Source organism: Desulfobacter postgatei 2ac9 (genome assembly GCF_000233695.2).
Classification (GTDB): Bacteria; Desulfobacterota; Desulfobacteria; order Desulfobacterales; family Desulfobacteraceae; genus Desulfobacter; species Desulfobacter postgatei.
The window spans coordinates 42,580-63,124 of the sequence record NZ_CM001488.1 but is presented as its reverse complement, the minus strand read 5'-3'; the positions used below and the strand labels follow the sequence as shown (position 1 = coordinate 63,124).

Genomic DNA, 20,545 nt, shown 5'->3' with positions numbered 1-20,545 from the left:
TCCAAAATTGACGAACGCTTAGATTCTTTGATAAATATACCAGAATTTTTAATTAAGGTCATTCAAAATGCAATTCAAACCTCTATATGGCGCGTTATTACCCTTTTTACCCGCATTGGTCAGCGGTCTAATGCTCTTTTCCGCATTTCCGGCTCCAGGCTTTTATCCGGCAGCCTTTTTTGCCCTGGTCCCGTTATGGCTTTCTCTTGAACGGCTGAGTTCAAAGCAGGCCTTTTATGCAGGCATTGGCACGGGGATCGGCTTTTATCTGCCCCTTATCTACTGGATTTGTCCCACCTTAACCGAATACGGCGGACTAAACCCTTTTGCGGCCCTGTCTTGCCTGTTGCTTCTGGTTCTGTACCTGTCTGCTTATACAGGCGTTTTTGCCCTGGCCATGAAAAAGATACCTGTTCCCGAAGGCCTTGTCCCTTTCTGGGGGGCTGTGGCCTGGGTTTCCCTGGAATACATCAGGACCTATTTGTTTTCGGGTTTTCCGTGGGGCGTGCTGGGTTACAGCCAGTATCCCAACCGCGTTTTGATTCAGGCGGCAGACACTTTCGGGGTCTTGGGGATCTCTTTTCTGGTGGTGGTTGCCAACGGGGCTCTGGTCATTGCCTTTAAGGCGTTTTCCCGAAGGGCATGGCCTGAAAAAACAAATATGGCAGGCTTAAGCCTTTCAATGGTTCTGCTTTGTTCTGCTTTTATTTACGGCCATCTTAAACTGGCCCAGGTTCGTGGGCAGATCAACGGGGCGCCTTCCCGGACAATTTCGGTTATCCAGGCCAATATCTCCCAGGACCGCAAATGGGATAAAGCATTTGTTGATGAAACCATAGACCGGTATTCCCGGTTATCCCTCCAGGCGATGCCCTGCGATCTTGTGGTGTGGCCGGAAACCGCTTTGCCTTTTTACTATGGTATGGACCCTGTACCCTCGCACCGGGTGGATGCCATGGTGAGAAAGGCCGGTACTTTTTTTCTCATCGGTATCCCCGCAGCCCGGCCTTCGGACCATGGTTTCCTGTATTACAACCGGGCCTGCATGCTCAACCCCCTTGCACTGCCAAAGGGTTATTATGACAAACACCACCTGGTGCCCTTTGGGGAATATGTGCCTTTCAAAGGCCTGCTTTGGTTTGCCGAAAAATTGACAGCCGGTGCCGGTGATTTTTCAAAGGGGGAGACCGGGCCGGTGCCCCTGAAATTCGGTACGGTAACAACCGGGGTATTAATCTGCTTTGAGATCATTTTTCCCGATATTGCCAGAGCCTTTGTGCGCAACGGGGCAGATATTTTAACCACCATGACCAATGATGCCTGGTTCGGCCGGACCCAGGCGCCTCTCCAGCACTTTTCCATGGCGGTGTTCAGGGCTGTTGAAAACCGGCGCAGCGTGGTGCGGGCGGCAAATACAGGTATTTCCGGATTCATTGATCCTTCCGGCACCATTCTTGAAGAAACAGATATTTTCACTGCCTGCGCGCTTACCCGGCAGGTTCCGGTCATATCCGGCCAAACATTTTATACCCGCCACGGGGATCTTGCCGCCAAAGCCTGCCTTGTTGCATTTCTTCTGATTTGTGTGATAAAATTCATTTTAAAACAATTTAGGAGACCTTTATAATGAGTGTAGAATACAAACAGATCATCTCTTCCATCACTGCTAAAGCCAACCGCCTTAAGGAGTATCTTTGACCTCCCTGTAAAGGAAAAACGCCTTCGGGAACTTGAGCTTCTCATTGCCAAAGAAGACTTCTGGAATGATCCGGACAAAGCCACCGAGATGTTAAAGGAGCGCACCACCATCGCCGCCCTTATTGACACCTGCAATGCCATATTTTCAGAGATTGAGGATGTGGACGTGCTGTTGGAACTGGCAAGGGAAGAGTCGGATAAGGCGGCTGAAGAGGAAGCCGCGCAGATGCTGGCCGATCTGGAGAAAAAGGTAAAGCGATTTTCTCTGGAGATTACGCTTGACGGGGAGGATGATGCCAGGGATGCGATTGTCTCCATCAATGCCGGTGCCGGGGGAACGGATTCCCAGGACTGGGCGGAAATGCTGTTCCGGATGTATACCCGGTGGATCGATAAAAAGGGGTACAATTGCCGGATCATAGACTACCAGGAGGGAGATGAAGCCGGTATCAAGGGGGTAACCCTTTATGTTTCCGGCCCTAACTGCTACGGATTTATGAAAGCCGAATCCGGGGTGCATCGCCTGGTCCGGATCTCTCCGTTTAACGCCAGTGGCAAACGCCAGACCTCCTTTGCGGCGGTCTTTGTCTATCCCGAGATCAAGGATGAAATCAATATAGATATTGACGAAGGGGATCTGCGCATTGATGTGTATAGGGCCAGCGGGGCAGGCGGCCAGCACGTCAACAAAACCAGTTCAGCCGTGCGCATCACCCATTTCCCTACGGGTGTCGTGGTCCAGTGTCAGCAGGAATCTTCTCAGCATCGAAACAGGGAAATTGCCATGAAAGTGCTTAAATCCCGTCTTTATCAGCTGGAAAAGCAGAAGCAGGAGCAGAAAAAGCAGAGCCTGCATGACGGCAAGGATGATAATGCCTGGGGCAGCCAGATCCGCTCCTATGTGCTGCATCCGTATAGAATGGTAAAAGACCATCGTATCGACCTTGAGATCGGGGATGTGGACCGGGTGCTGAACGGAGATATAGACCCCTTTATCGAAGGGGTGTTGCTATCCAACTCCCAGAATAGATAGCAGAAAGGGTTTTAATATTTTTATGCAGATCGACCCAGTGGAAATTATCAGGCAATTTTATGACCCTGATTCAAATCTGTTTGCCATTCTGATGGCGCATAGTAGACAGGTGGCCGACAAAAGCCTGGAGATCGCAAAGGGCGTTGCCCACCTGAACCCGAACATGGACTTCATAGAAAAGGCAGCCATGCTCCATGACATAGGCATTTTTAAAACCAATTCTCCGAAAATCGGCTGTGCAGGTGATTACCCCTATGTGTGTCACGGATACCTTGGACGTGAACTTTTAGACGGGTTGGGCCTGCCCCGCGAATTTGGCCTTGTGTCCGAACGCCATACCGGGGCCGGCATCACCCTTGAAAATATTATTGAAGCGGATTTGCCCCTGCCCCACAGGGATATGGTACCTGTCTCACTGGAAGAGAAAATCATCTGTTGTGCAGACAAATTCTATTCAAAAAGCCCGAAGAAACGAGATATCGTTATGACCCGGAAAAAGATTGAAAAATCCCTTGCCAAACTGAATCCTGGCCATGCAAAACGCTTCTCCGCCTGGGCTGATGAGTTTGGGTTTTAATTTAGGCCTTGCCACGCTTTGCGACGGCGGCATATCAATGGTTTGCGCAATAGAGATGCTTTAATGTTGTTTGGACGCAAGATTGCGTAAAAATCAAGTAAAAAAAATTGCCTTTTTATTTAGAAAAGCGTAGATTCCGAAAATGACTTTACCCCCAGACAATACACCTGATGCGCCACTGCCCCTGAGCAAAACAAAGAAAAAAAAGATGGCGGAAAACCTTCAGAAGCTTGGAGAGGATTTAAGCCTGCTTTCCGTCAGCCAGCTTGAATTGCTCGACCTTGATCCCGAACTGTTCAAGGCCCTGGTCGAGGCAAAATCCATCACCGCCAATGTGGCAGCCAGGCGCCACAGACAGTACATCGGCACCCTGATGAGGCAGGTGGACCAGGAAGCGATTCTGGATACACTTGAACGGTTAAAATCAGCCCCTACCGGTATTTACAGCCCCAAACCCGAAATTGATCCACAAGCCGACAAAAACATTCAGGGTGTTTTGGACAGGTTGCTGGCCTGGGATGATGACGCCATGGAGACAATTCTGTCAGCCGCTCCAGATATAGACCGCCAGCAGTTAAGACAACTGATCCGGAATGCCAACAAGGATATATCCAGTCAGAAAAAAAATTCAAAATCGTTTCAGGCATTGCAGGAAATAGTTTCCTGGATTTAAAATCAGAAAAACGCTAAGGCGGCTGAGCCGCAGAAAATAGAGAATAGAAACTGGAAACAAGAAGAAAGGAATTCTAAAAGCTCTTGTTTTTGTTTCAGAAACTGAGGAGTAAGGCACTAAAACTCCGATTTTTTAAACAGGAAAGCTGAACTAACATAATGATAGATCAGAAACATAGCGTAAAAGGCCACGCCGCCAAGGGCCTGCCAGCCGATTTCGGACATGCCCAGCGGCACTATCTTGAATAAATCATAAAGCGGCGTATACATGAGCAATGCCTGGAGCCCCAGGGAAAGTGCAACCGAGGCCCAGACCCAGCCGTTGGAAAATAACGGCACTTTGTAACTTTTGCGAATAATAAAAACCAGAATAGTCTCGTAGAGTACAACAAAATTAAAAACCATGGTCTGCGCCAATCGTAACTCTTCCTCCACAGATGAATTTCCGCCAAAACGTTCGAATAGAAAAAGAGCGATAACAGTACCAATAACGCCGAGGACACAGATAAGCGTCAAGTGTTGCACAGGCAGAATACCCTCGTTCAGGGGTTTGGGCTTGCGGTGCATGATATTATGCCCATATGGATCAACACTGTAAGCTAGGGCCGGAGCGCCGTCGGTCACCATATTAATCCAGAGCAGTAAAATCGCAGTAAGCGGCAGGTTCAATCCGAAAACGGCGGCCAGAAAAATAATGAGCACTTCACCGACATTGCCGGAAAGAAGCAACATGATGGATTTCTGAATATTGTCGTAGATCCCCCGGCCTTCTTCAATTGCATTGACAATATGAGTAAAGCTGTCATCAAGCAAAACAAAATCCGAAGCATCTTTGGCAACATCGGTGCCGCTGCCCACGGCAATGCCGATATTTGCCTTTTTCAATGCCGGGGCATCATTCACGCCGTCACCAGTCATGGCCACCATATGACCGAGTTGCTGCAGTGAACTCACAATGCGCTGCTTGTGTTCAGGCATCACCCGGGCAAAAATATTTGTTTCATCCTTTAATACACCCTCCAGGTCTTTATCGGTCATGGTTTCGATATCATCACCGGTCAAAACCTTGCCGACAATACCGATCTCCCTGCCGATGGCCTTGGCGGTTTCCTTATAATCCCCGGTGATCATGATGGTCCTGATCCCTGCCCCCTGTGTCTTCTTGATCGCTTCGATCACATCGGGCCTGGGCGGATCAATCATGGCCTGCAGGCCGACAAAAACAAGATCATCTTCATTAAACTCTTTTTCCGACCGTACTTCTTTGTATGCAAAGGCCAAAACCCGCAGGGCCCGGGATGCATAAATATCGTTTTGTTCAATGACCTGCGCCCTCATTCTCTCATCTATTCTCTCCGGTTTTCCATCAATCAAAACATATTGACAGCGTTTGAGGATCTGATCCGGCGCCCCTTTGGTGAGGACCATTTTCTTTTCGTTTCTTTCGGTGAGAACACTCATGAGTTTTCGACCGGAATCAAAAGGCAGCTCATCTTTTCTGATAAATTGGTCCAAGCCCTCGTAACCTGATTTGATGGCGCTTACAATCAAGGCTGCCTCAGTTGGATCACCGGTGACCATCCAGGTACCCTCTTTTTGATTCAGCGTGGCATTATTACAGACAAATCCTATATGAAACAAGAGCGGATTCAGGGATTGTGAAAGCTCTCCTTGCGGATTATAGCCGGCCCCGGTCAAGGACGCCTCCGAGTCAAAGGTCCAGGCATGGCGAACGGTCATCTGATTCTCGGTAAGGGTACCGGTCTTATCGGTACAGATAATATCGCAACTGCCGAGTGTTTCCACGGAAGACAATTTGCGAACCAGGGCTTTTTTCCTGAGCAGACGCTTGACGCCGACACTCAGAGCGATGGTAACCACAGCGGGTAAGGCGGTCGGCACCGCAGCCACAGCAAGGCTTATGGCGATAAAGGCAAAGGCGATAAAGGTGTGGCCGGAAATCGTTCCATGCCCCATGAACTCCTTGGTAAAATATGCTAAAAAAACGACAAAGCAAATGAACAAAATAGCATACCCCAGCTTGCGCCCGAAAACGTCCAGCCGCCTCTGTAGGGGCGTCATTTCCTCTTTGGCTTCTTTAATGAGCGAGGTTATTCTGCCGATCTGGGTCTGCATGCCGGTTGAAATGGCAACCGCAAGGGTGTTACCCGTAACAACTGCTGTTGAGGCAAAAAGCATATTGGTTTGCGAACCCATTTGCACGTCGGCATTTATGGGCGCATCGGTTTTTTCAACCGGAACACTCTCGCCGGTGAGCACAGACTCTTCAATCTTAAGGCGCACCGCATTGATTATCCTGCCGTCGGCCGGCACTTTATCACCTGCTTCAAGATAAAATATGTCACCCGGCACCAGGTATTTTGCATCAATCATTTTGCGAACGCCGTCACGGATTACGGTTGTCTGGATTGTTGTCATTTTTTTTAGTGATTCCAGAGATTTATGTGCGCTTAGTTCCTGAAAAAATCCAATAAAGGCATTGGTGAGCAGGATTATCAGAATAATGATCGAATCCACATATTCGCCGATAAGAAGGGAAAATACCACGGCAAACAGCAGGATATAGATAATAAAATTCTTGAATTGGTCGATAAAAACCAGCAAAGGATTTATCGAAGTGTCGACTTCCAGTTGGTTCAGGCCGTGCTGTTCCCTTCTGGCCTCAACCTCCTTCTCATCAAGCCCGTGCCGGGTAACTTTCAAATGCGATAAAACGGTTTCAATGGTTTCACGATAATAGATCATGTTTTCAGTTTCTTTCAAATAAATGGTAACACATCTCTATTCACTCGGTCGAATAGGTTGCTTTATTCCTCTTTTCAGACGGATCAGGACCACTTCTCCCCGGCAGCCGAAGCGGACCGGAAGGCCGGAAGTGCCTAATCCTGAACTGGTATACCCCATCATGGAATCGAACTGCCATTGGCCATAGACCATTTTTCGGGGCACCCTGGCATGCGTGATCACCGGTCCGATTCCAGGAATCTGCACTTGGCCGCCATGGGTGTGGCCGCAGAGGTAGAGCTTGGGACCGAAGCCCGCCGCAGCTTTGTAAATCGCCGGAGTATGGGCCGCCAGGATGGAAAAACCGTTTTCCGGAATACCAATAAATGCATCTTCAAGGTCATGACCCTCAAAGTAATAGGGATCATCTACTCCTGCGATCCATATTCGGTCTCCTGACCTCTCAATGACAGCATTATCATTAACCAGGAACCTTACCCCTGTTTTCCGCAGCGGGGCGACCATTTCCAGGCAGTCATGATTGCCCAGAACCGCAAAAATTCCGTCTTTGGGGCAGATATCGGCAAGCAGATTTTTGATGTTCTCTAAAGCTATAGAATAGGAACCCCAGGTTTCGGTCCGATAATCCCCGCCAAGGATGCAGAGATCCGGACTCAATTTATACACAATCTCTCTGGCCTTTTCAGTAAGTCCCTCCATACAATCCAGGTGAAGGTCAGATATGAATAAGATCGTATATCGATCGAAGCCCGGGGGAAGGTCCGGGAAAACAAACTCCAGTTCCCTGCAAGCTATATCCAAGGCGTTCTGCTTTCCTCGTTCATATAGCCCCAGGCCTTTGAACACTGTTTTCATGAAGAGGTGATAATACAGGGTCCGCTCTATGTTGATGATGGGATGAAAAGGATATCCGATCGTCTGACAACCACGCCACTCCCGGAACCGGGTCCTATACCTCAGTCGTCGAGTGTATCCTGCAAATGGCTCTGATGTCAGAACCTGGTTCAGGAATTTGGCACCGGCATGGGCCGTGGCAACAAAAATCAGAAGAATGAATATCCCGCCGACCAAGGAGACCTGGGCAATGGGGGCCAGGACTACCAAGGGCAATACCCCTTCCAGGAACTGGTCCATGACAGGGAATTCCTGACCCTCGGTTTTGCCCATGCGCCGTTTAATAAAGCTGTTCAAAAGATCCCCGGCCATACTAAGTATCCCGATCGACACCCCAAACCATAGTGGCAGGTTTAGGATGAGGGCACCAGCACCGCCGGCCAAGACCCCTCCGACCACCCCCCGGACGGTTTTGTGGTTGCCCAGAAGAGGCTGTCCGTCACGCAGCTGTATACCCCTGTCAACCGGGGTATCCCATTTTTCCTCCATGAGATAGGCCAGAAAGACCGGTATCAGGTTGATTCCCCAAAGAAGAATTAAAAATTTAAGATTGGCAATCAGTCTGTGCCCCCTGAAAAGTATATTTGGACTGCTCAAGATTTTGTTGAACGTATCCATTAAGCTTTTTTTAAAATTTTTACCACAACAAACAATGAAATAAGACGATTGCTTTTTTCTAATTGCTTGTATATCGTTAATATAATTCACTAACATAAAAATCAATACCACGAAGATAATCATCTCAGAAAAAATAGGAGCAATTGGCCATCGGTTAGATATGAGCAAAAATTGCCTATATTTCGTGAAATAAAAATTGCATCAGCCGCTCTTGAATTCAAACAAGGGTTGCATCTGTGCGACTTGGTGGTTCTGGTTCATGATACGGTTTTTGCTTCAGGAAAATAAGAATTATTACGGTATAATGATAATATATTGAAAATATGATTTAATTTTATTTGTCCGATGATTGTTCTTTTATGTGGCGTATTTTTTGCGTTAAGTTCTTCCCTGTGAGTTTGAGCAAATTTTTAATCCCAATAGTAAAGGAGAGAAAGAAATGGAAAAAATATTAATTGTAGGTTGTAAAAAAGCGATGGATGATGTTTGTATCGGATGCAGCAGATGCCTGGTGGGCTTTAACCGCAAAGAAGGTGAATTTGCGGCTTACAAGGAGAGTGACGCAGAGATCATGGGGATGATCAATTGCGGCGACTGTCCCGGGGCCACTATTGTCACCCGGCTGGCCCAGGTGAGTCTGTGGAATAAACCCATGGGCGAAAAAGTAACCAAGATTCATATTGCCCCCTGTATTACTGATCACTGTCCCCATAAAGATACAATCATTAAAAAAATCAAGGCAAAATCAGGGGTTGAGGTGATCGAGGGTACTCATCCCTATAAGCCGGATAATATCTTTGCTTAATGAGGACTCAGGGGCTCAACCACATAAATGGGTCCAAAGGCTTTTTCCGATGTAATAAAGATGTTCCCATTTGTTTGGTCAAGCCCTAATGCCTCTTGCTGGATCATTATACAATCCAGGGGGCCATGCTCATAATAGCAAGCCCTACACCTATGACGGGGATAAACAGCTTCTTCATTGGGTTTTCCTTAATAATGTTTCATAATATCGAGTGCCCGTTTGAGTCTTTGGCAGAAAAATTGGATGCACTCTTTTCTGAATGCAAGTCCCTTGAAATATTCCTGCGCCCCGCAGGTGATGGCGGGGCAGTCCACTTCCATTCCCATTGCTTCAAACCTGGTGCGCCAGCTCTCCTGCTCACCCATGAGGTCATCTTCCACATGTGTGCCGGCCAGAAACATCATGGGGATCAGGCGAATCCGGGTAAACGGTGTCCGGGCATGGTCTTTTTTGATCCGGCCGGCAACGCTTTGGATATTGGGAACCCCTTCAACCGTGGCCGCATAAACATTGTCATACATACCCGAGACAAGATCACTGATGCCTATATATATCATGTTCACCGGATCTGCCGCCAAAGGTGTGCCGTGCAGGGCAAGCAGGTTGATCTGGTTGTTCCCGGTAAGAAAATCCGCTGACACCTCTTCCAGGACGTCCTCGATGAAATTCCACCGGTGGCACAGGGTTTCACCCACGATCACCCGTAATCCGGGGAAATATAAAGACGACTCCCGGACCTGTTGATACTCTGTGCCGGGAAAAACCTGCAGGGGCTGAACAACGGCTTTGCGATACCCGTCAGACTCCACTTTGGCCAGGGTTTCCAGAAGACTTGGCAGCCCTCTTTTCCTGCGGATGATCTCGGATGTATATGCCCAGTATATCTGATGATCGGCAAAATTTTCGGCAAGCTGGGCTTCAACTTCGTCCATGGCTGCCTGACCTTTGGAAGAAGAGCCAAATGTTGCAATAATGATTGCCGGTTGATCTTGAAGTTTCGGCAGCCGCAATTTGCGGCCGATGTAACCATACTGATGCATTTTATAATACCTCCATAATTTGTCTTAAACTTTGCTGCATGGCAGACTTGAATGCGGTATCGCCTGCCAGAAGTTTGTAAAGTTCGAGTTCATCCCGCCGTGGGCACCTCGGGGATTTGGGTTCTGGGGCTCAACAATGGTCTCTTCCTCATCCAGACGGATGGGGTGGTTTAATTTCACCCGCTGCAATCCATAGGAAGAGAGGTCAACCGAGTTGAGCAATTGATCAATTTCATCGGCCTTGGGGTCCTTGACGATTAATTTGGGGATTAAAAATTTTAGAAACCAGAATAATTTTTCCCATTCGATAATCTCAAAGGGCATGATGGCGGCCATCTGCCCGTAAATTTTGACAAACTGCTTGGCCTTGATCTTAAAGTCGGCCTTGTCTTGGTCTTCAAGTTCAAGTCCTTTGTTAAACCGATCTGCTGCAACATCAATAAAGGGGCTTAAATTGCCCGTCAGTCTGTTTGACGCCGAATTTTTCAAGGGTAGTATTTTTGGGGGTGGCGGTAAAGGCAAAATAATCCGATTTCATATCTTTGGGTGAAACCCAAGGGATATTTCCTTGCCAATAGTCTTTTTGTTTTTTTGAAGGGGTTCCTCCACCTGTAGAAGAAAAAAGAAATTTAAGTCTTTTCAACGTCCAATGCGCAGGTTTCTGCCCAATCCATTCCACACCTGAATCGGCCATGGGAACATTGGGATCAAGGCCTTTTGTCACCGCAGTCTGAATTAAGATTTGCTTGCGCTCTTTGAGAAGTTGGATCTGCTTCTCCTTGATGGCAACGGCCTGGTCGATTTTTGCGGTTTGTTCTATATATGCGGGTATTGGAAGTTTTTGGTTGCCGATAAAAGAAGCACTGGTTCTCGGCATTTTAGTTCCGTATGTAGCTGAATCTACCCACTCTACCCCGGAATTTTTATAAGCCTCATATCCCGGCATCTCGGGCAAAAGATCAGTCATGGTCTACCCCGTCAAGGCCCAGAATCTCGGCAATCAACTCCTCGGCCCGATTCTCCAGGTCCAGGATATCTTGGGCCACCGCTTCCATGGAGCGCAAGGGCTTGTCTCGGTAGAAATATTTATTGAAACTGATCTCATAGCCGATTTTCACCGAATCCATATTGATCCAGGCCTCGGGCACATGGGGCAGGGCCTCCGCCTTGAAAAATTCATGGATATCCCCTTGCAGGGGCACGGACTCATGGTCCCGCAGATCTGAACAGGGTTCAAAGGTGCGGTATTCTCCCTTTTTGTCCGCCACAGGATAAAATCCAAAGTCCGGCAGGTCGGCTTGCCGGCACCCCAGATGATTCAGCAGGATTTCAAGCTTGGCCGCCGACAGTTTGACCTTCTTTTTGACCACCCTGCGGGCGGTTTCATCGTACCGGGACACGGCAGTTAAAACGGCTTTTTTTCCCGGGGCCGACAATTTCAGGTTCAAGGTTTTCAGGGTGGCATCCACCTGGGACGTAAACCGGTTGAAATCCTTGGATTCATCTTGGCCCATGGCATCCATCAGCTCTTGGGCTGCTTTAATCAGGGCTTTTTGTTTTTTCCAGACACTCAAACTGAACAGTTTTTTTCGGCTCTTTGTGTTTAATGCAATGCCGGTATCCTCGCAGTTTTTGTTCCCCAGCTTTTCCCGTAGGGCGGATTGGAGAGCATGAAATCAAAGCGCGTCCCTGAAAATTCATCCGTGGAAAGGGTGGAGTTGGGGCGGATAAAGCCCGGATCATTTCCCTTGATCATCATGTCTGACAAGATTTAATTTTATCACAAAAACCACGAAGATATCAGCGTACTGACAAATGCGTCCAAAAGCGCTTAACCTGGGGCACGGCCGGATATAAAAAAGAGGGCAAGTTATTTAGGGGATTGTCAATTGCTTTACTTCAAAGATTTCCTTTGATAAGGGTTTGTGGTAATAAAATTGTATAAAGGAGAAAGGCAACGAGTTAATTTTTTGTAAAAAATGGAAGATAGATCAGTGATGTCAACAAAATTCTGCACCCAGTGCGGCCATTCCATAACCCGGCAAATCCCCCAGAACGATGACCATGTCCGCGCGGTGTGTTCCTCATGCGGCCATATTCACTATGAAAATCCCAAAATGGTTGTGGGCACGATTCCTGTTTTCCAGGACAGGATTTTAATGTGCAAACGCAATATCGACCCCCGAAAAGGGTGCTGGACCCTTCCTGCCGGATATCTTGAAAATGAGGAATCCGTCCAGCAGGGTGCAGTACGTGAGACATTGGAGGAGACCCGGGCCCAGGTTCGAATTTTATCGCCCTACAGGATGTTCAATATCCTTTTTGTGGACCAGATTTACATGATGTTTATTGCTGAACTATTATCCCAGGACTTTGGCCCTACAACGGAAAGCACTGATGTTCGTCTGTTTTCCCAATCCAATATCCCATGGGACGAAATTGCCTTTGACGTGATCCGTCAGACCTTGGAAGACTATTTCACGGACCGCAAAAATGCCGGAGACCATGAATTTAACCCTGAGGCTTTCATGTTCAAAATCAAAGATCTTGAGTTTTCACCCTTCAATGGCGGCGTGTTATGTCATAAGTCATTTTAATTAGCTGACAATGAAGGGTCTTTCAAGCATTTTCTCATACAGGCTGATATAGCTTTCGGCACAGCGGCTGTGGTTGAATTCCGTGACCGACTCAATCATGATCCGCCGGATCTGGACTTCCCTTTCATCGGGATTAAGGGCAAAAAAGTCCATGGCCCGATCCACAGCCCAGTTCAGTCCCTGGGTATCATATACGCTGAAAATAAAACCGTTGCCGCTGGAATTTTCCAGGTCAAGGGGTCTTACCGTGTCATGGAGGCCGCCGGTGTCAAATACAATGGGCAGGGTGCCGTAAATGGCGCCGATGATCTGGGGAAGGCCGCAGGGTTCAAAGGAAGAGGGCATGAAAACAAAATCACTTCCGGCAAATGCCTGGTGGGAGAGTTGTTCATCAAAACTCAAAACGCCTATTCGATGCCTTAAATCATGGAATCCGGCAATATCTTTGAAGTGTTTATAATATTCCCCGTCTGCCACGGAGACGATCTGGATCCCGGTATCCCAGTAGCGTTCTATGGTTTCGTACATGATATGGGCCAGCAGCTGGCATCCTTTTTGGACCGGGTCCAGACGGGATGGCCAGAAAAACAAAGGCGCATCCGGATTTTGTTCAAGGCCGACGGTTTTCTGGAGAAAGGCCTTGTTTTTCTGTTTCATCCTGCGGTGATTTTTCGGCCCGTAATTAAACCGGATCATTTCATCCACTGCCGGGTTGAATTCCGGTTCCGGCGCATTCAAAATACCCGTGGCACAGCCAGCCTTCCATTTGTGGGTCAGTTCGGCCTGAAGCCCGGGTTCCACAAAAGGATGCCGGTTTTCCACGATTTCCTGCAAAAACGCCGGACTGACCGTATTGACATAATGGGCTGAAAACACGCCTGAGCAAAGAAAATCCACCCGGTTGGATTCCCGGCTCTCCTCATAACTTTCAGGCATCCGTTTAAAATAAAGCCATTGCCAGAAGGAAGCAGCATCAATCCCCCGGTCCTCTATCTCGGCCAGGGTGGAGGTCATGGTATGGATATTGTGAATAGAAAACAGGCAGGGAATGCCATACTGCCTTGCCATGGCCGGGATCAGGCCTGTCATCCAGTCGTTGCAGTGGATAATGTCCGGTTTTACTCTGGGGATGATATTATTGATCACCTCCCGCTGAAATGCCAGGGATACCTTTAAATTTGTCTTATAACTGGCGGAATATACTTTTTCTTTATAAAGAAACGCCCGGTCCGCGGCAAAATGAATCCGCTCCTCATTCAGGCATTGCCTGATTTTTTCCACCTCCCGGTCATGCTTTTCGGTGGAATAATCATGATAGATGGAACGGTAATCCGGTATGGCTACATGGACATCGCTGTTCAGATCGAACAGGGCACTGATCAGAGCCGCTGATACATCGGCCAGGCCGCCGGCCTTGGCCGAATAGCCTGCGCATGATCCCATTTCTTCCGGCAGATAAGTCACCTCCGGGGTGACAATAAGAATTCTTGGTCTATTAGGCATGAGAACCTTCCTTCCACTCTCTTTTTTATTCAATAATTCAATTGTTGCATCTTCTGTGCCTGCATAAGACCAGCTATCCTATCCCCTTGTACATCAGGCATGGGCAGTTCTCCGCCTCTTTAAATCGGTTCAAACTTTTTCAAATCTTTGTCAACTAACTTTCCAGAATGTAAAAGAATCAGACATCACCTTCATGGTCTACCACACGATTCCCGAACGTGCGCTGACAGACCCCTCATCCACCCCGGAAAAATTTGAGACCGCCTCCCCAAAAAATCCTGCGTCCACGGCTCAACACCCATTCACTGATGTTGAAAAACCGGATCTGCCCAATGAAAAGCCGGTCCAGGCACTCTTATATATTTCCATTGAACAAACCCGCGCATGCCGGATCATGGCGTGTGGACGTTGTCAACAATAGCGGGCAGGTAATCGCAAGAACCGATTTCACCGTTGGGATCTGACAGATTCTTTCATCCCTTGATATCCTCCCCACTTCTGAGATAAAGCAGGGGATGCAACCTTGGTATCTCTACACGCTCTTGTGATCGAACGACACCTTCTGCAGCCGAATCGGATATAATATTAAGGAATGAATTGATCATTTTATCATTTGCGACCCAGAGGGTGGAATCCTGGAATGAAGGTGTGTCATAATCCACGCCGTTATATGTGTTTGCAGGGATGGTCAAGCACTTAGCCAAAATTGATATAATGTTTGTTGCATATCCATAGGATGCTCCGTGATAATTCCCTAAAAGCGATAAGTCAATTTGCAATAAGCGGACGGCCCCGCTTCAACCGGAGCGGAAAAAGATTCCTGTACAAATTCCACGTGGTCCCCTCTCAATAGATTCTGGCCCACCACAGAGAACTCCAGGTCAGGCAGAATCTGCCAGGCAAACCGGATATCCATGGTCAGGTAACTATCGACTTCATAGGTCTTGTCGGTATCAAAGGAATACAGGGCATCCATATCATCCACAAAACGGAACCAAAGATTGAGCTGCATGGTTTTTGAGACGGCAAAATCACCCTGCAGCGAAATTTGATGATGGGGAAAACCGAAACTGTCGTATACTTCTACTTTGTTTTCAAGAAGACTATAAGCAAGGTGCCCTTGGAAAAAATCAGAGTACCTGTATTTTAACGACAATTCCACCCCGTAGGTTTCTGCGGAACCCTCATTGGTAAGGGTTGTATATTGGGTAAACCCGCTGCCTGTGAAAACTCGATTTAACTGCCCGGTTCTCAGATCGTCGTAATCGTTGAAAAACACTGCCAGATCCATTGAAAATGAATCGACCGGGATAAATCTATACCCCAGCTCATAGGCTGTCACTTCTTCAGAATCGTAGTCGTCGTTTCCCTGGGCGACAACGGTAAGAGGAAGTCCCGGTGGCGGGGTGAGACCGAGCCGGGATGTGTTAAACTCGATGATCCAGTTTTTAAAAATTGACATGGAACGTATCTACCAGTTATTATCCCCATGTTAACAGAATGCTTTATATTTTAATGATGGGGAGGATTGATAATTTCCCCAAGGTTTTAGATTCATGTGTTTTTTGGAATCATTTGACTTTACAAAATGCTCTTTTAAAAATACCGAGATCTGCTTGAAATGGGATTCTGGGTCATCACTGTGAATGATTTGTTCGACAAAGGATAAGATGCTGTCAACTTTGACGATATCACATAGGCTGCCAACAGTTTTTGCGGGCAGTTTGTTATTTATCGAGGCCACTTGGTCCGGATGAAGGAGGAGACAATGATCAACCAACAGGCTCAGGGTCAAACTTCTGTAAGACCCATCTTTACCAGGTTGTTTGGTCAAATTTCCCCACCCTTCATTACCCTTGTGGTCTTGAATAAAAACCTCTACTAACCATCTGAGTGTAAAAGCATCTATTATATCAGCATATCGCCAGGTCAGGTCCGAAGCGACAAGGTACCGATAGTCCTCTTCTCCAGTGTATTTTATTGCAATGACAAATCGTTTTTTTCTATGGGCACACACATGTATTCTGGCACTTTTAATAAGTACAACAACCCCTTTGCCTCCGCGTATATGTATGGTTTTTTGAATCGGTTGAATATTTTCAAAATATTTTTCCACTGATTTTTTACTGTTTTTGAATGAAATATTTTGATTGTACCTTATTTGACTAATGACTTGAGCGCTTCCTGCAATTTTTGAAGCTTCATCCATGAACTCAGCATTACCATACAAGGCATCTGCAACAATTGCTTCTATTTTTATTTCAGGGTGTTGCTGTACAAAGGTTTTTAAAAGAGCTATAGAAATACTTGAAATAGTTGGATATTCATCTGATCGCACCGGCTTTTTCGAGCGTTTTGATTTTGGTACTCCAGCCTTTTTTAACCTTTTATCCTCCTTGACCCATTCGCTGATTTTTGGATCAGGAACATGAAAGGCGTAGCCTATTGGAATGGTTATTTTCGGTGTTACCAATACCAAAAATACCAAACTTTGCCCCATGCAAAAACCGCCTGTTGATTTGTCTTTTATTTTGTTGACGCCAAAAATTTTTGTTGTGCATTTACTGCGCTTTTTATCGGAATCATCAATACTGACAACGCCTTTGGTGATACCATATACTTTGAAAATAATTTTGAGACTGAAGTGGAACAGATGCTCCCAAGCAATTTTAGAATGGCGAAACATCCAGGAAAGTGCTGTTTTTTTATACCGTCCTATGCTGATACGGGAAAAAGCAGTCCAATTGATGCTGTTGGTTAAAATGATTCCAGTGATGCAGAAACCCAGCCAGAATTTTTGTGATTTACTTAAGGTCATCCCAGGGGAAGACTCTGTTAACTCAGTATTCAGTGACTCGGTATAATTTTCAACAAACGGCAACAGCTTCTCTATTAACACATCCGCCTCATTTATTATTTGCAGAAATGAAGCATATATCGCAATGGAACCCTTGTATTCAAGTAAAACTTATTTTATTCTGCTCAGTGGAGGCTGGCCAACCGATGGGTGAGATATCAGCTGGAATAGTTGGTATTATACCATCGACTTGACCAGCCTTTACATTTCCCAATATTGTGACATTGTCTAATCCCAAAAAACTGGATCATCGAGTTAAAGGCAGCATTTTTAATTTCTCCATCGGACTCGAACCGGCTGGGGGTCCTTACCGCCCGGGAGACCGCTCCCCAGATTTTATGTTCATTGTTCACCGCCCACAGGGCTCTGATGCTGGGCTGAATCTCCATATTGCTGTATTCGTTGTGTTCGATTTTTGACCCCAGGGTCAGCTTCACGGCATCGTCGGCCAGGGATATTTCATCCTGAATAAAGCCGCTGAAAAGATGATCTTCTTCTTCCGTGGGATATATGGAAACGATATATGACTCAACAAACCGGTCCCGGGTATACCGGTACCGGATTCCCCAGACAATATCGTTCCACATCCCTAAACCAAACCGGTGGGTGGCATCAATGTCAAAGGTGTCACGGTCTGATTCATTGATATCCTCGGCCTGATTTTTTCCGTCATAATAAACCTGAAGGGTGAAATCAGAATCCGGGGAAATGGTTCGCTTCCACCGGGATAAAAGATTCCATCCCTTGGTATCTGTTTCCACAGGCGTGGACGTCAGGTAAGTTGGCGGGATCAAGTCGGCCAGCAGCAGGGTCTGATCAATGTCGGCCTCATAGATATCCCCCTGGAGGGTTAGGCTGTCTTTACTTGAGAGCATGGAATCCAGCCGGAATCCGGCTTGGGTTTTGGTCCAGGCATCATCCGCATCAGATCCGGTCTCCAGGGTGAATTCATCTCTGCTTTGATGTTTTGCATAGAACCGCCAGAAGGTATCTTGCCCCAGCGCATCCCCGTACCTGACGCTTGAAATTACATTTTCATGGTTTCCGGAACCAAGGGCGACATATCCCCCCTGGGTATCGCCGGCATGTTTGGTGATGATATTGATGACCCCGTTCACCGCATTGGCCCCCCAGACAGTGGCCCCGGGCCCCCGGATCACCTCAATCCGGTCCACATCCTCCAGCAGCACATCGTTAACTTCCCAGTAAACCCCTGAAAAGGTAGGGGTATAAACACTTCTTCCGTCTATGAGGACCAGCAGCGCATTGGCAAAACGCCCGGCAAACCCCCTGGCGCTCACCGCCCATTTGTTGGAATCAAGCCTTGCCACGTTAATCCCGGGTACCATGCGCAGGGCGTCCGGAATATTGGTCACCCCAGACCGTTTTATATCCTCGTTGGTGATGACATGGATGGCCGTGGCACTGTTTGAAAGATTCTGGCTTTTTTTTGCCACCGAGGTGACTTCAATATCCATTAACTCTTCCATGGTCAGTTCAAAAATATCTTTCGGTGCGGCCAAGGCCTGACATGGGCAAAGCGTCAAAAAAGATAAAAGAACAAAACAATGTTTTAAATGAAATAATCCAGATAAAACAATCTTAAATTCTGACATGCTATCACCTTTATTTTATTCTGATTTTGTGCATGGTTTACTATAACCCTTAAAAAGCGGAATCCAGAGAAAAATATCAGGGCAGAAACCGTTTTTTCGCTTTCAACATGCTGGTAAATTCATCCCGGGTAACCGCCGGACTGAACAGGAACCCTTGGCCGTAGTCGCATCCCATGCGATGCAGTAGCGCAAGTTGCTCCCGGGTTTCAATGCCTTCGGCCACCACCTTCATATCCATGCTGTGGGCCATGGATATCATGGCTTTAACAATGGATTCGTCTTTTTTCCCCGTTAAAATGTCTTTTATGAAAAATCTATCTATTTTTACCACATCAACGGGAAAGGTTTTCAAATAGCTCAAGGATGAATAACCCGTTCCGAAATCATCCACGGAAATGGTCAGTCCGATCTCTTTGAGCCGATTAAGTATGTCCAGGGTTTGGGAGCCTTGAGCGGCCATCACACTTTCGGTGAGCTCCACCTCCAGGCATGAAGAGGGCAGGTTATACGCTTTGAGCATTTTAATTATTTTGTCCGGAATTTCCTGCTCAACAAAATGCTTGCTTGAAATATTCACCGCTATCCGGATCGCCTTAATCCCCTGGTCATACCATTCCAGTAGCCGGCGGCCGGCTTCCCGGATTACCCAGTCGGTAAAGGGGATGACCAGTCCCATCTCTTCTATGGCCGGAATAAATTCAGCCGGAGAAACATTGCCCATCCGGGGATTATGCCACCGACTCAAGGCTTCGGCACCAATGATTCTACCATCCAGCAAAGAGACCTGAGGCTGGTAAAAAAGGGTAATTTCATCTCTGATTACCGCTTTTCTTAAATCGTTTTCAAACTCCAGCCGTTTCTTTGCCTGAATATTCAGCGCCTGCTCGAAAAATTGAAACCGGTTTCCTCCGATTTCCTTGGCATGATACATGGCCAAATCAGCATTGGTGATCAAGGACTCGGCATCGTTACCGTCCAGGGGAAACAGACTGATGCCGATACTGGAAGAGATGAACACTTCGTGGTCGTCAATATCAAAGGCCCGGCAGAGGTTTTCATTTATTCGCTTAGCCACCAAACCTGCATTGTCAGGCACTTTGAGGTTTGGGAGGAGTACTGTAAACTCATCGCCACCCAGGCGTGAAATCATCACCTGCTTTCCATCATTTTTTAACCATGCCAGCCCGTCAGTACTCCGGATACAGGTTTTAATCCGTTCCGCCACCTGCCGGAGCAGCATATCGCCGGCCTTGTGCCCGAGACTGTCATTTATCAGCTTGAACCGGTCAAGATCCAGGAACAGCACGCCAAGCAATTCGCCCTCTCCACAGTTTGCGACTTCCCGTATCAGGTTCTCCCGGAACATGGTCCGGTTGGCAAGGCCTGTGAGGTGGTCATAATAGGCCAATTCCTGGATCTGTTTCTGCTGCAGGATCACGTCATTAAAAGCTGCGCTTGCCCTGAGCATGTATTTGATACGATATTTGAGAATCGCCCAGTTAATGGGTTTGCTGATGAAATCCGTGGCCCCGACGGTAAACGTCCGGTCAATGGATTCCATGTCATCCAGGCCCGTCATCATTAAAATAGGCACATGCTTTCCATTGGGTAGAGAGCGAATGGCTTTGCAGGCTGTAAACCCATCCATTTCAGGCATGTTCACATCCATGAGCATTGCATGGGGATTCAATTTTTCAAAAGCGTCAACAGCCTTGAGGCCGTTTTCCATAACCTCCACCCGGAACCCATGTCCGTCTAAGGCAGCCTTCATGAGCATCCGTATGGCTTCGTCGTCGTCAACCGCCAAAATCAAAGGGTTTTCAGACGCTTCAAGATTCTGGTTATCATTGTCCCCGTGTTGGTTCATAT

At 47.3% G+C, this 20,545-nt stretch carries 20 protein-coding genes; 8 read left to right on the top strand and 12 right to left on the bottom strand.

Annotated elements, in window-relative coordinates; translation table 11 throughout:
- Positions 1–67: 67 nt before the first annotated feature.
- From lnt to yjgA, 4 genes are all read left to right on the top strand, one after another.
- Positions 68–1,627 carry an apolipoprotein N-acyltransferase gene (gene lnt, locus DESPODRAFT_RS00410; RefSeq protein ID WP_004070453.1) on the top strand — a complete coding sequence of 520 codons (1,560 nt, stop codon included), beginning with the start codon at positions 68–70 and terminating at the stop codon, positions 1,625–1,627.
- Positions 1,627–2,731 (top strand): peptide chain release factor 2 gene (gene prfB / locus DESPODRAFT_RS00405; RefSeq protein WP_216594029.1). Its coding sequence is split into 2 segments (ribosomal slippage): positions 1,627–1,695 and positions 1,697–2,731, totalling 1,104 coding nucleotides; the frame shifts between segments, so codons are not numbered across the junction. The genes lnt and prfB overlap by 1 nt, the downstream gene beginning before the upstream one ends.
- 22 nt (positions 2,732–2,753) lie before the next feature.
- The gene (locus DESPODRAFT_RS00400; protein WP_004070451.1) at positions 2,754–3,308 is read left to right on the top strand and encodes an HD domain-containing protein; all 555 of its coding nucleotides are present in this window, start codon (positions 2,754–2,756) and stop codon (positions 3,306–3,308) included.
- Between the two features lie 142 nt (positions 3,309–3,450).
- Entirely contained in the window at positions 3,451–3,981 is a 531-nt protein-coding gene (gene yjgA / locus DESPODRAFT_RS00395) for a ribosome biogenesis factor YjgA (protein WP_004070450.1), read from the top strand.
- A 116-nt stretch (positions 3,982–4,097) separates the two neighbouring features.
- Here yjgA and DESPODRAFT_RS00390 read toward each other — a convergent pair whose 3' ends face one another.
- Together DESPODRAFT_RS00390 and DESPODRAFT_RS00385 are read right to left on the bottom strand one after the other, a co-directional pair.
- Positions 4,098–6,746, bottom strand: a complete 2,649-nt coding sequence (locus DESPODRAFT_RS00390; protein WP_004070449.1) for a cation-translocating P-type ATPase — start codon at positions 6,744–6,746, stop codon at positions 4,098–4,100.
- Between the two features lie 36 nt (positions 6,747–6,782).
- Positions 6,783–8,237 carry a CDP-archaeol synthase gene (locus tag DESPODRAFT_RS00385; RefSeq protein ID WP_172635708.1) on the bottom strand — a complete coding sequence of 485 codons (1,455 nt, stop codon included), beginning with the start codon at positions 8,235–8,237 and terminating at the stop codon, positions 6,783–6,785.
- Positions 8,238–8,697: 460 nt separating this feature from the next.
- Here DESPODRAFT_RS00385 and DESPODRAFT_RS00380 point away from each other — a divergent pair, with 460 nt between their 5' ends.
- Entirely contained in the window at positions 8,698–9,063 is a 366-nt protein-coding gene (locus tag DESPODRAFT_RS00380; RefSeq protein ID WP_004070447.1) for a CGGC domain-containing protein, read from the top strand.
- 188 nt (positions 9,064–9,251) lie between these two features.
- Here DESPODRAFT_RS00380 and DESPODRAFT_RS00375 read toward each other — a convergent pair whose 3' ends face one another.
- Genes DESPODRAFT_RS00375 through DESPODRAFT_RS19785 form a run of 5 tightly spaced genes read right to left on the bottom strand, consistent with a single transcriptional unit; the run spans position 9,252 to position 11,862 of the window.
- A complete protein-coding gene (locus tag DESPODRAFT_RS00375; RefSeq protein WP_004070446.1) occupies positions 9,252–10,103 on the bottom strand; it encodes a sirohydrochlorin cobaltochelatase in 852 nt (283 codons plus the stop codon).
- A 24-nt stretch (positions 10,104–10,127) separates the two neighbouring features.
- Entirely contained in the window at positions 10,128–10,592 is a 465-nt protein-coding gene (locus tag DESPODRAFT_RS00370; protein WP_040015768.1) for a hypothetical protein, read from the bottom strand.
- A complete protein-coding gene (locus DESPODRAFT_RS20480) occupies positions 10,540–11,070 on the bottom strand; it encodes a restriction endonuclease subunit S domain-containing protein (RefSeq protein WP_052314645.1) in 531 nt (176 codons plus the stop codon). The genes DESPODRAFT_RS00370 and DESPODRAFT_RS20480 overlap by 53 nt, the downstream gene beginning before the upstream one ends.
- Positions 11,063–11,677, bottom strand: a complete 615-nt coding sequence (locus DESPODRAFT_RS00360; RefSeq protein ID WP_052314644.1) for a hypothetical protein — start codon at positions 11,675–11,677, stop codon at positions 11,063–11,065. Before DESPODRAFT_RS00360 ends, DESPODRAFT_RS20480 begins: the two co-directional genes overlap by 8 nt.
- Before the next feature lie 29 nt (positions 11,678–11,706).
- A complete protein-coding gene (locus DESPODRAFT_RS19785) occupies positions 11,707–11,862 on the bottom strand; it encodes an N-6 DNA methylase (protein WP_245532052.1) in 156 nt (51 codons plus the stop codon).
- A 238-nt stretch (positions 11,863–12,100) separates the two neighbouring features.
- Between DESPODRAFT_RS19785 and DESPODRAFT_RS00355 the strand changes: the two genes are divergently transcribed.
- Positions 12,101–12,700 carry an NUDIX hydrolase gene (locus DESPODRAFT_RS00355; protein ID WP_040016109.1) on the top strand — a complete coding sequence of 200 codons (600 nt, stop codon included), beginning with the start codon at positions 12,101–12,103 and terminating at the stop codon, positions 12,698–12,700.
- Here the strand turns inward: DESPODRAFT_RS00355 and DESPODRAFT_RS00350 are convergent, their stop codons facing one another.
- Positions 12,701–14,203: a glycogen synthase gene (locus DESPODRAFT_RS00350; protein ID WP_004070444.1), complete on the bottom strand. Its 1,503-nt coding sequence runs from the start codon at positions 14,201–14,203 to the stop codon at positions 12,701–12,703. It lies immediately after the preceding gene.
- Positions 14,204–14,396: 193 nt separating this feature from the next.
- Here DESPODRAFT_RS00350 and DESPODRAFT_RS00345 point away from each other — a divergent pair, with 193 nt between their 5' ends.
- Complete coding sequence (locus tag DESPODRAFT_RS00345) at positions 14,397–14,624, top strand: hypothetical protein (protein WP_004070443.1); 228 nt, start codon at positions 14,397–14,399, stop codon at positions 14,622–14,624.
- A complete protein-coding gene (locus DESPODRAFT_RS21635) occupies positions 14,605–14,667 on the top strand; it encodes a hypothetical protein (RefSeq protein WP_353740113.1) in 63 nt (20 codons plus the stop codon). Before DESPODRAFT_RS00345 ends, DESPODRAFT_RS21635 begins: the two co-directional genes overlap by 20 nt.
- Positions 14,668–14,957: 290 nt before the next feature.
- Here DESPODRAFT_RS21635 and DESPODRAFT_RS00340 read toward each other — a convergent pair whose 3' ends face one another.
- The 4 genes from DESPODRAFT_RS00340 to DESPODRAFT_RS00325 form a co-directional block, all read right to left on the bottom strand.
- Positions 14,958–15,665, bottom strand: coding sequence for a TonB-dependent receptor plug domain-containing protein (locus DESPODRAFT_RS00340; RefSeq protein ID WP_040015767.1), 708 nt, complete (start codon positions 15,663–15,665; stop codon positions 14,958–14,960).
- A gap of 30 nt (positions 15,666–15,695) precedes the next feature.
- Entirely contained in the window at positions 15,696–17,102 is a 1,407-nt protein-coding gene (locus DESPODRAFT_RS00335; RefSeq protein WP_004070442.1) for a hypothetical protein, read from the bottom strand.
- 116 nt (positions 17,103–17,218) lie between these two features.
- Complete coding sequence (locus DESPODRAFT_RS00330) at positions 17,219–18,676, bottom strand: TonB-dependent receptor plug domain-containing protein (RefSeq protein ID WP_052314643.1); 1,458 nt, start codon at positions 18,674–18,676, stop codon at positions 17,219–17,221.
- Positions 18,677–18,752: 76 nt separating this feature from the next.
- A complete protein-coding gene (locus tag DESPODRAFT_RS00325) occupies positions 18,753–20,543 on the bottom strand; it encodes a two-component system response regulator (RefSeq protein WP_004070441.1) in 1,791 nt (596 codons plus the stop codon).
- Between the last annotated feature and the right edge of the window lie 2 nt (positions 20,544–20,545).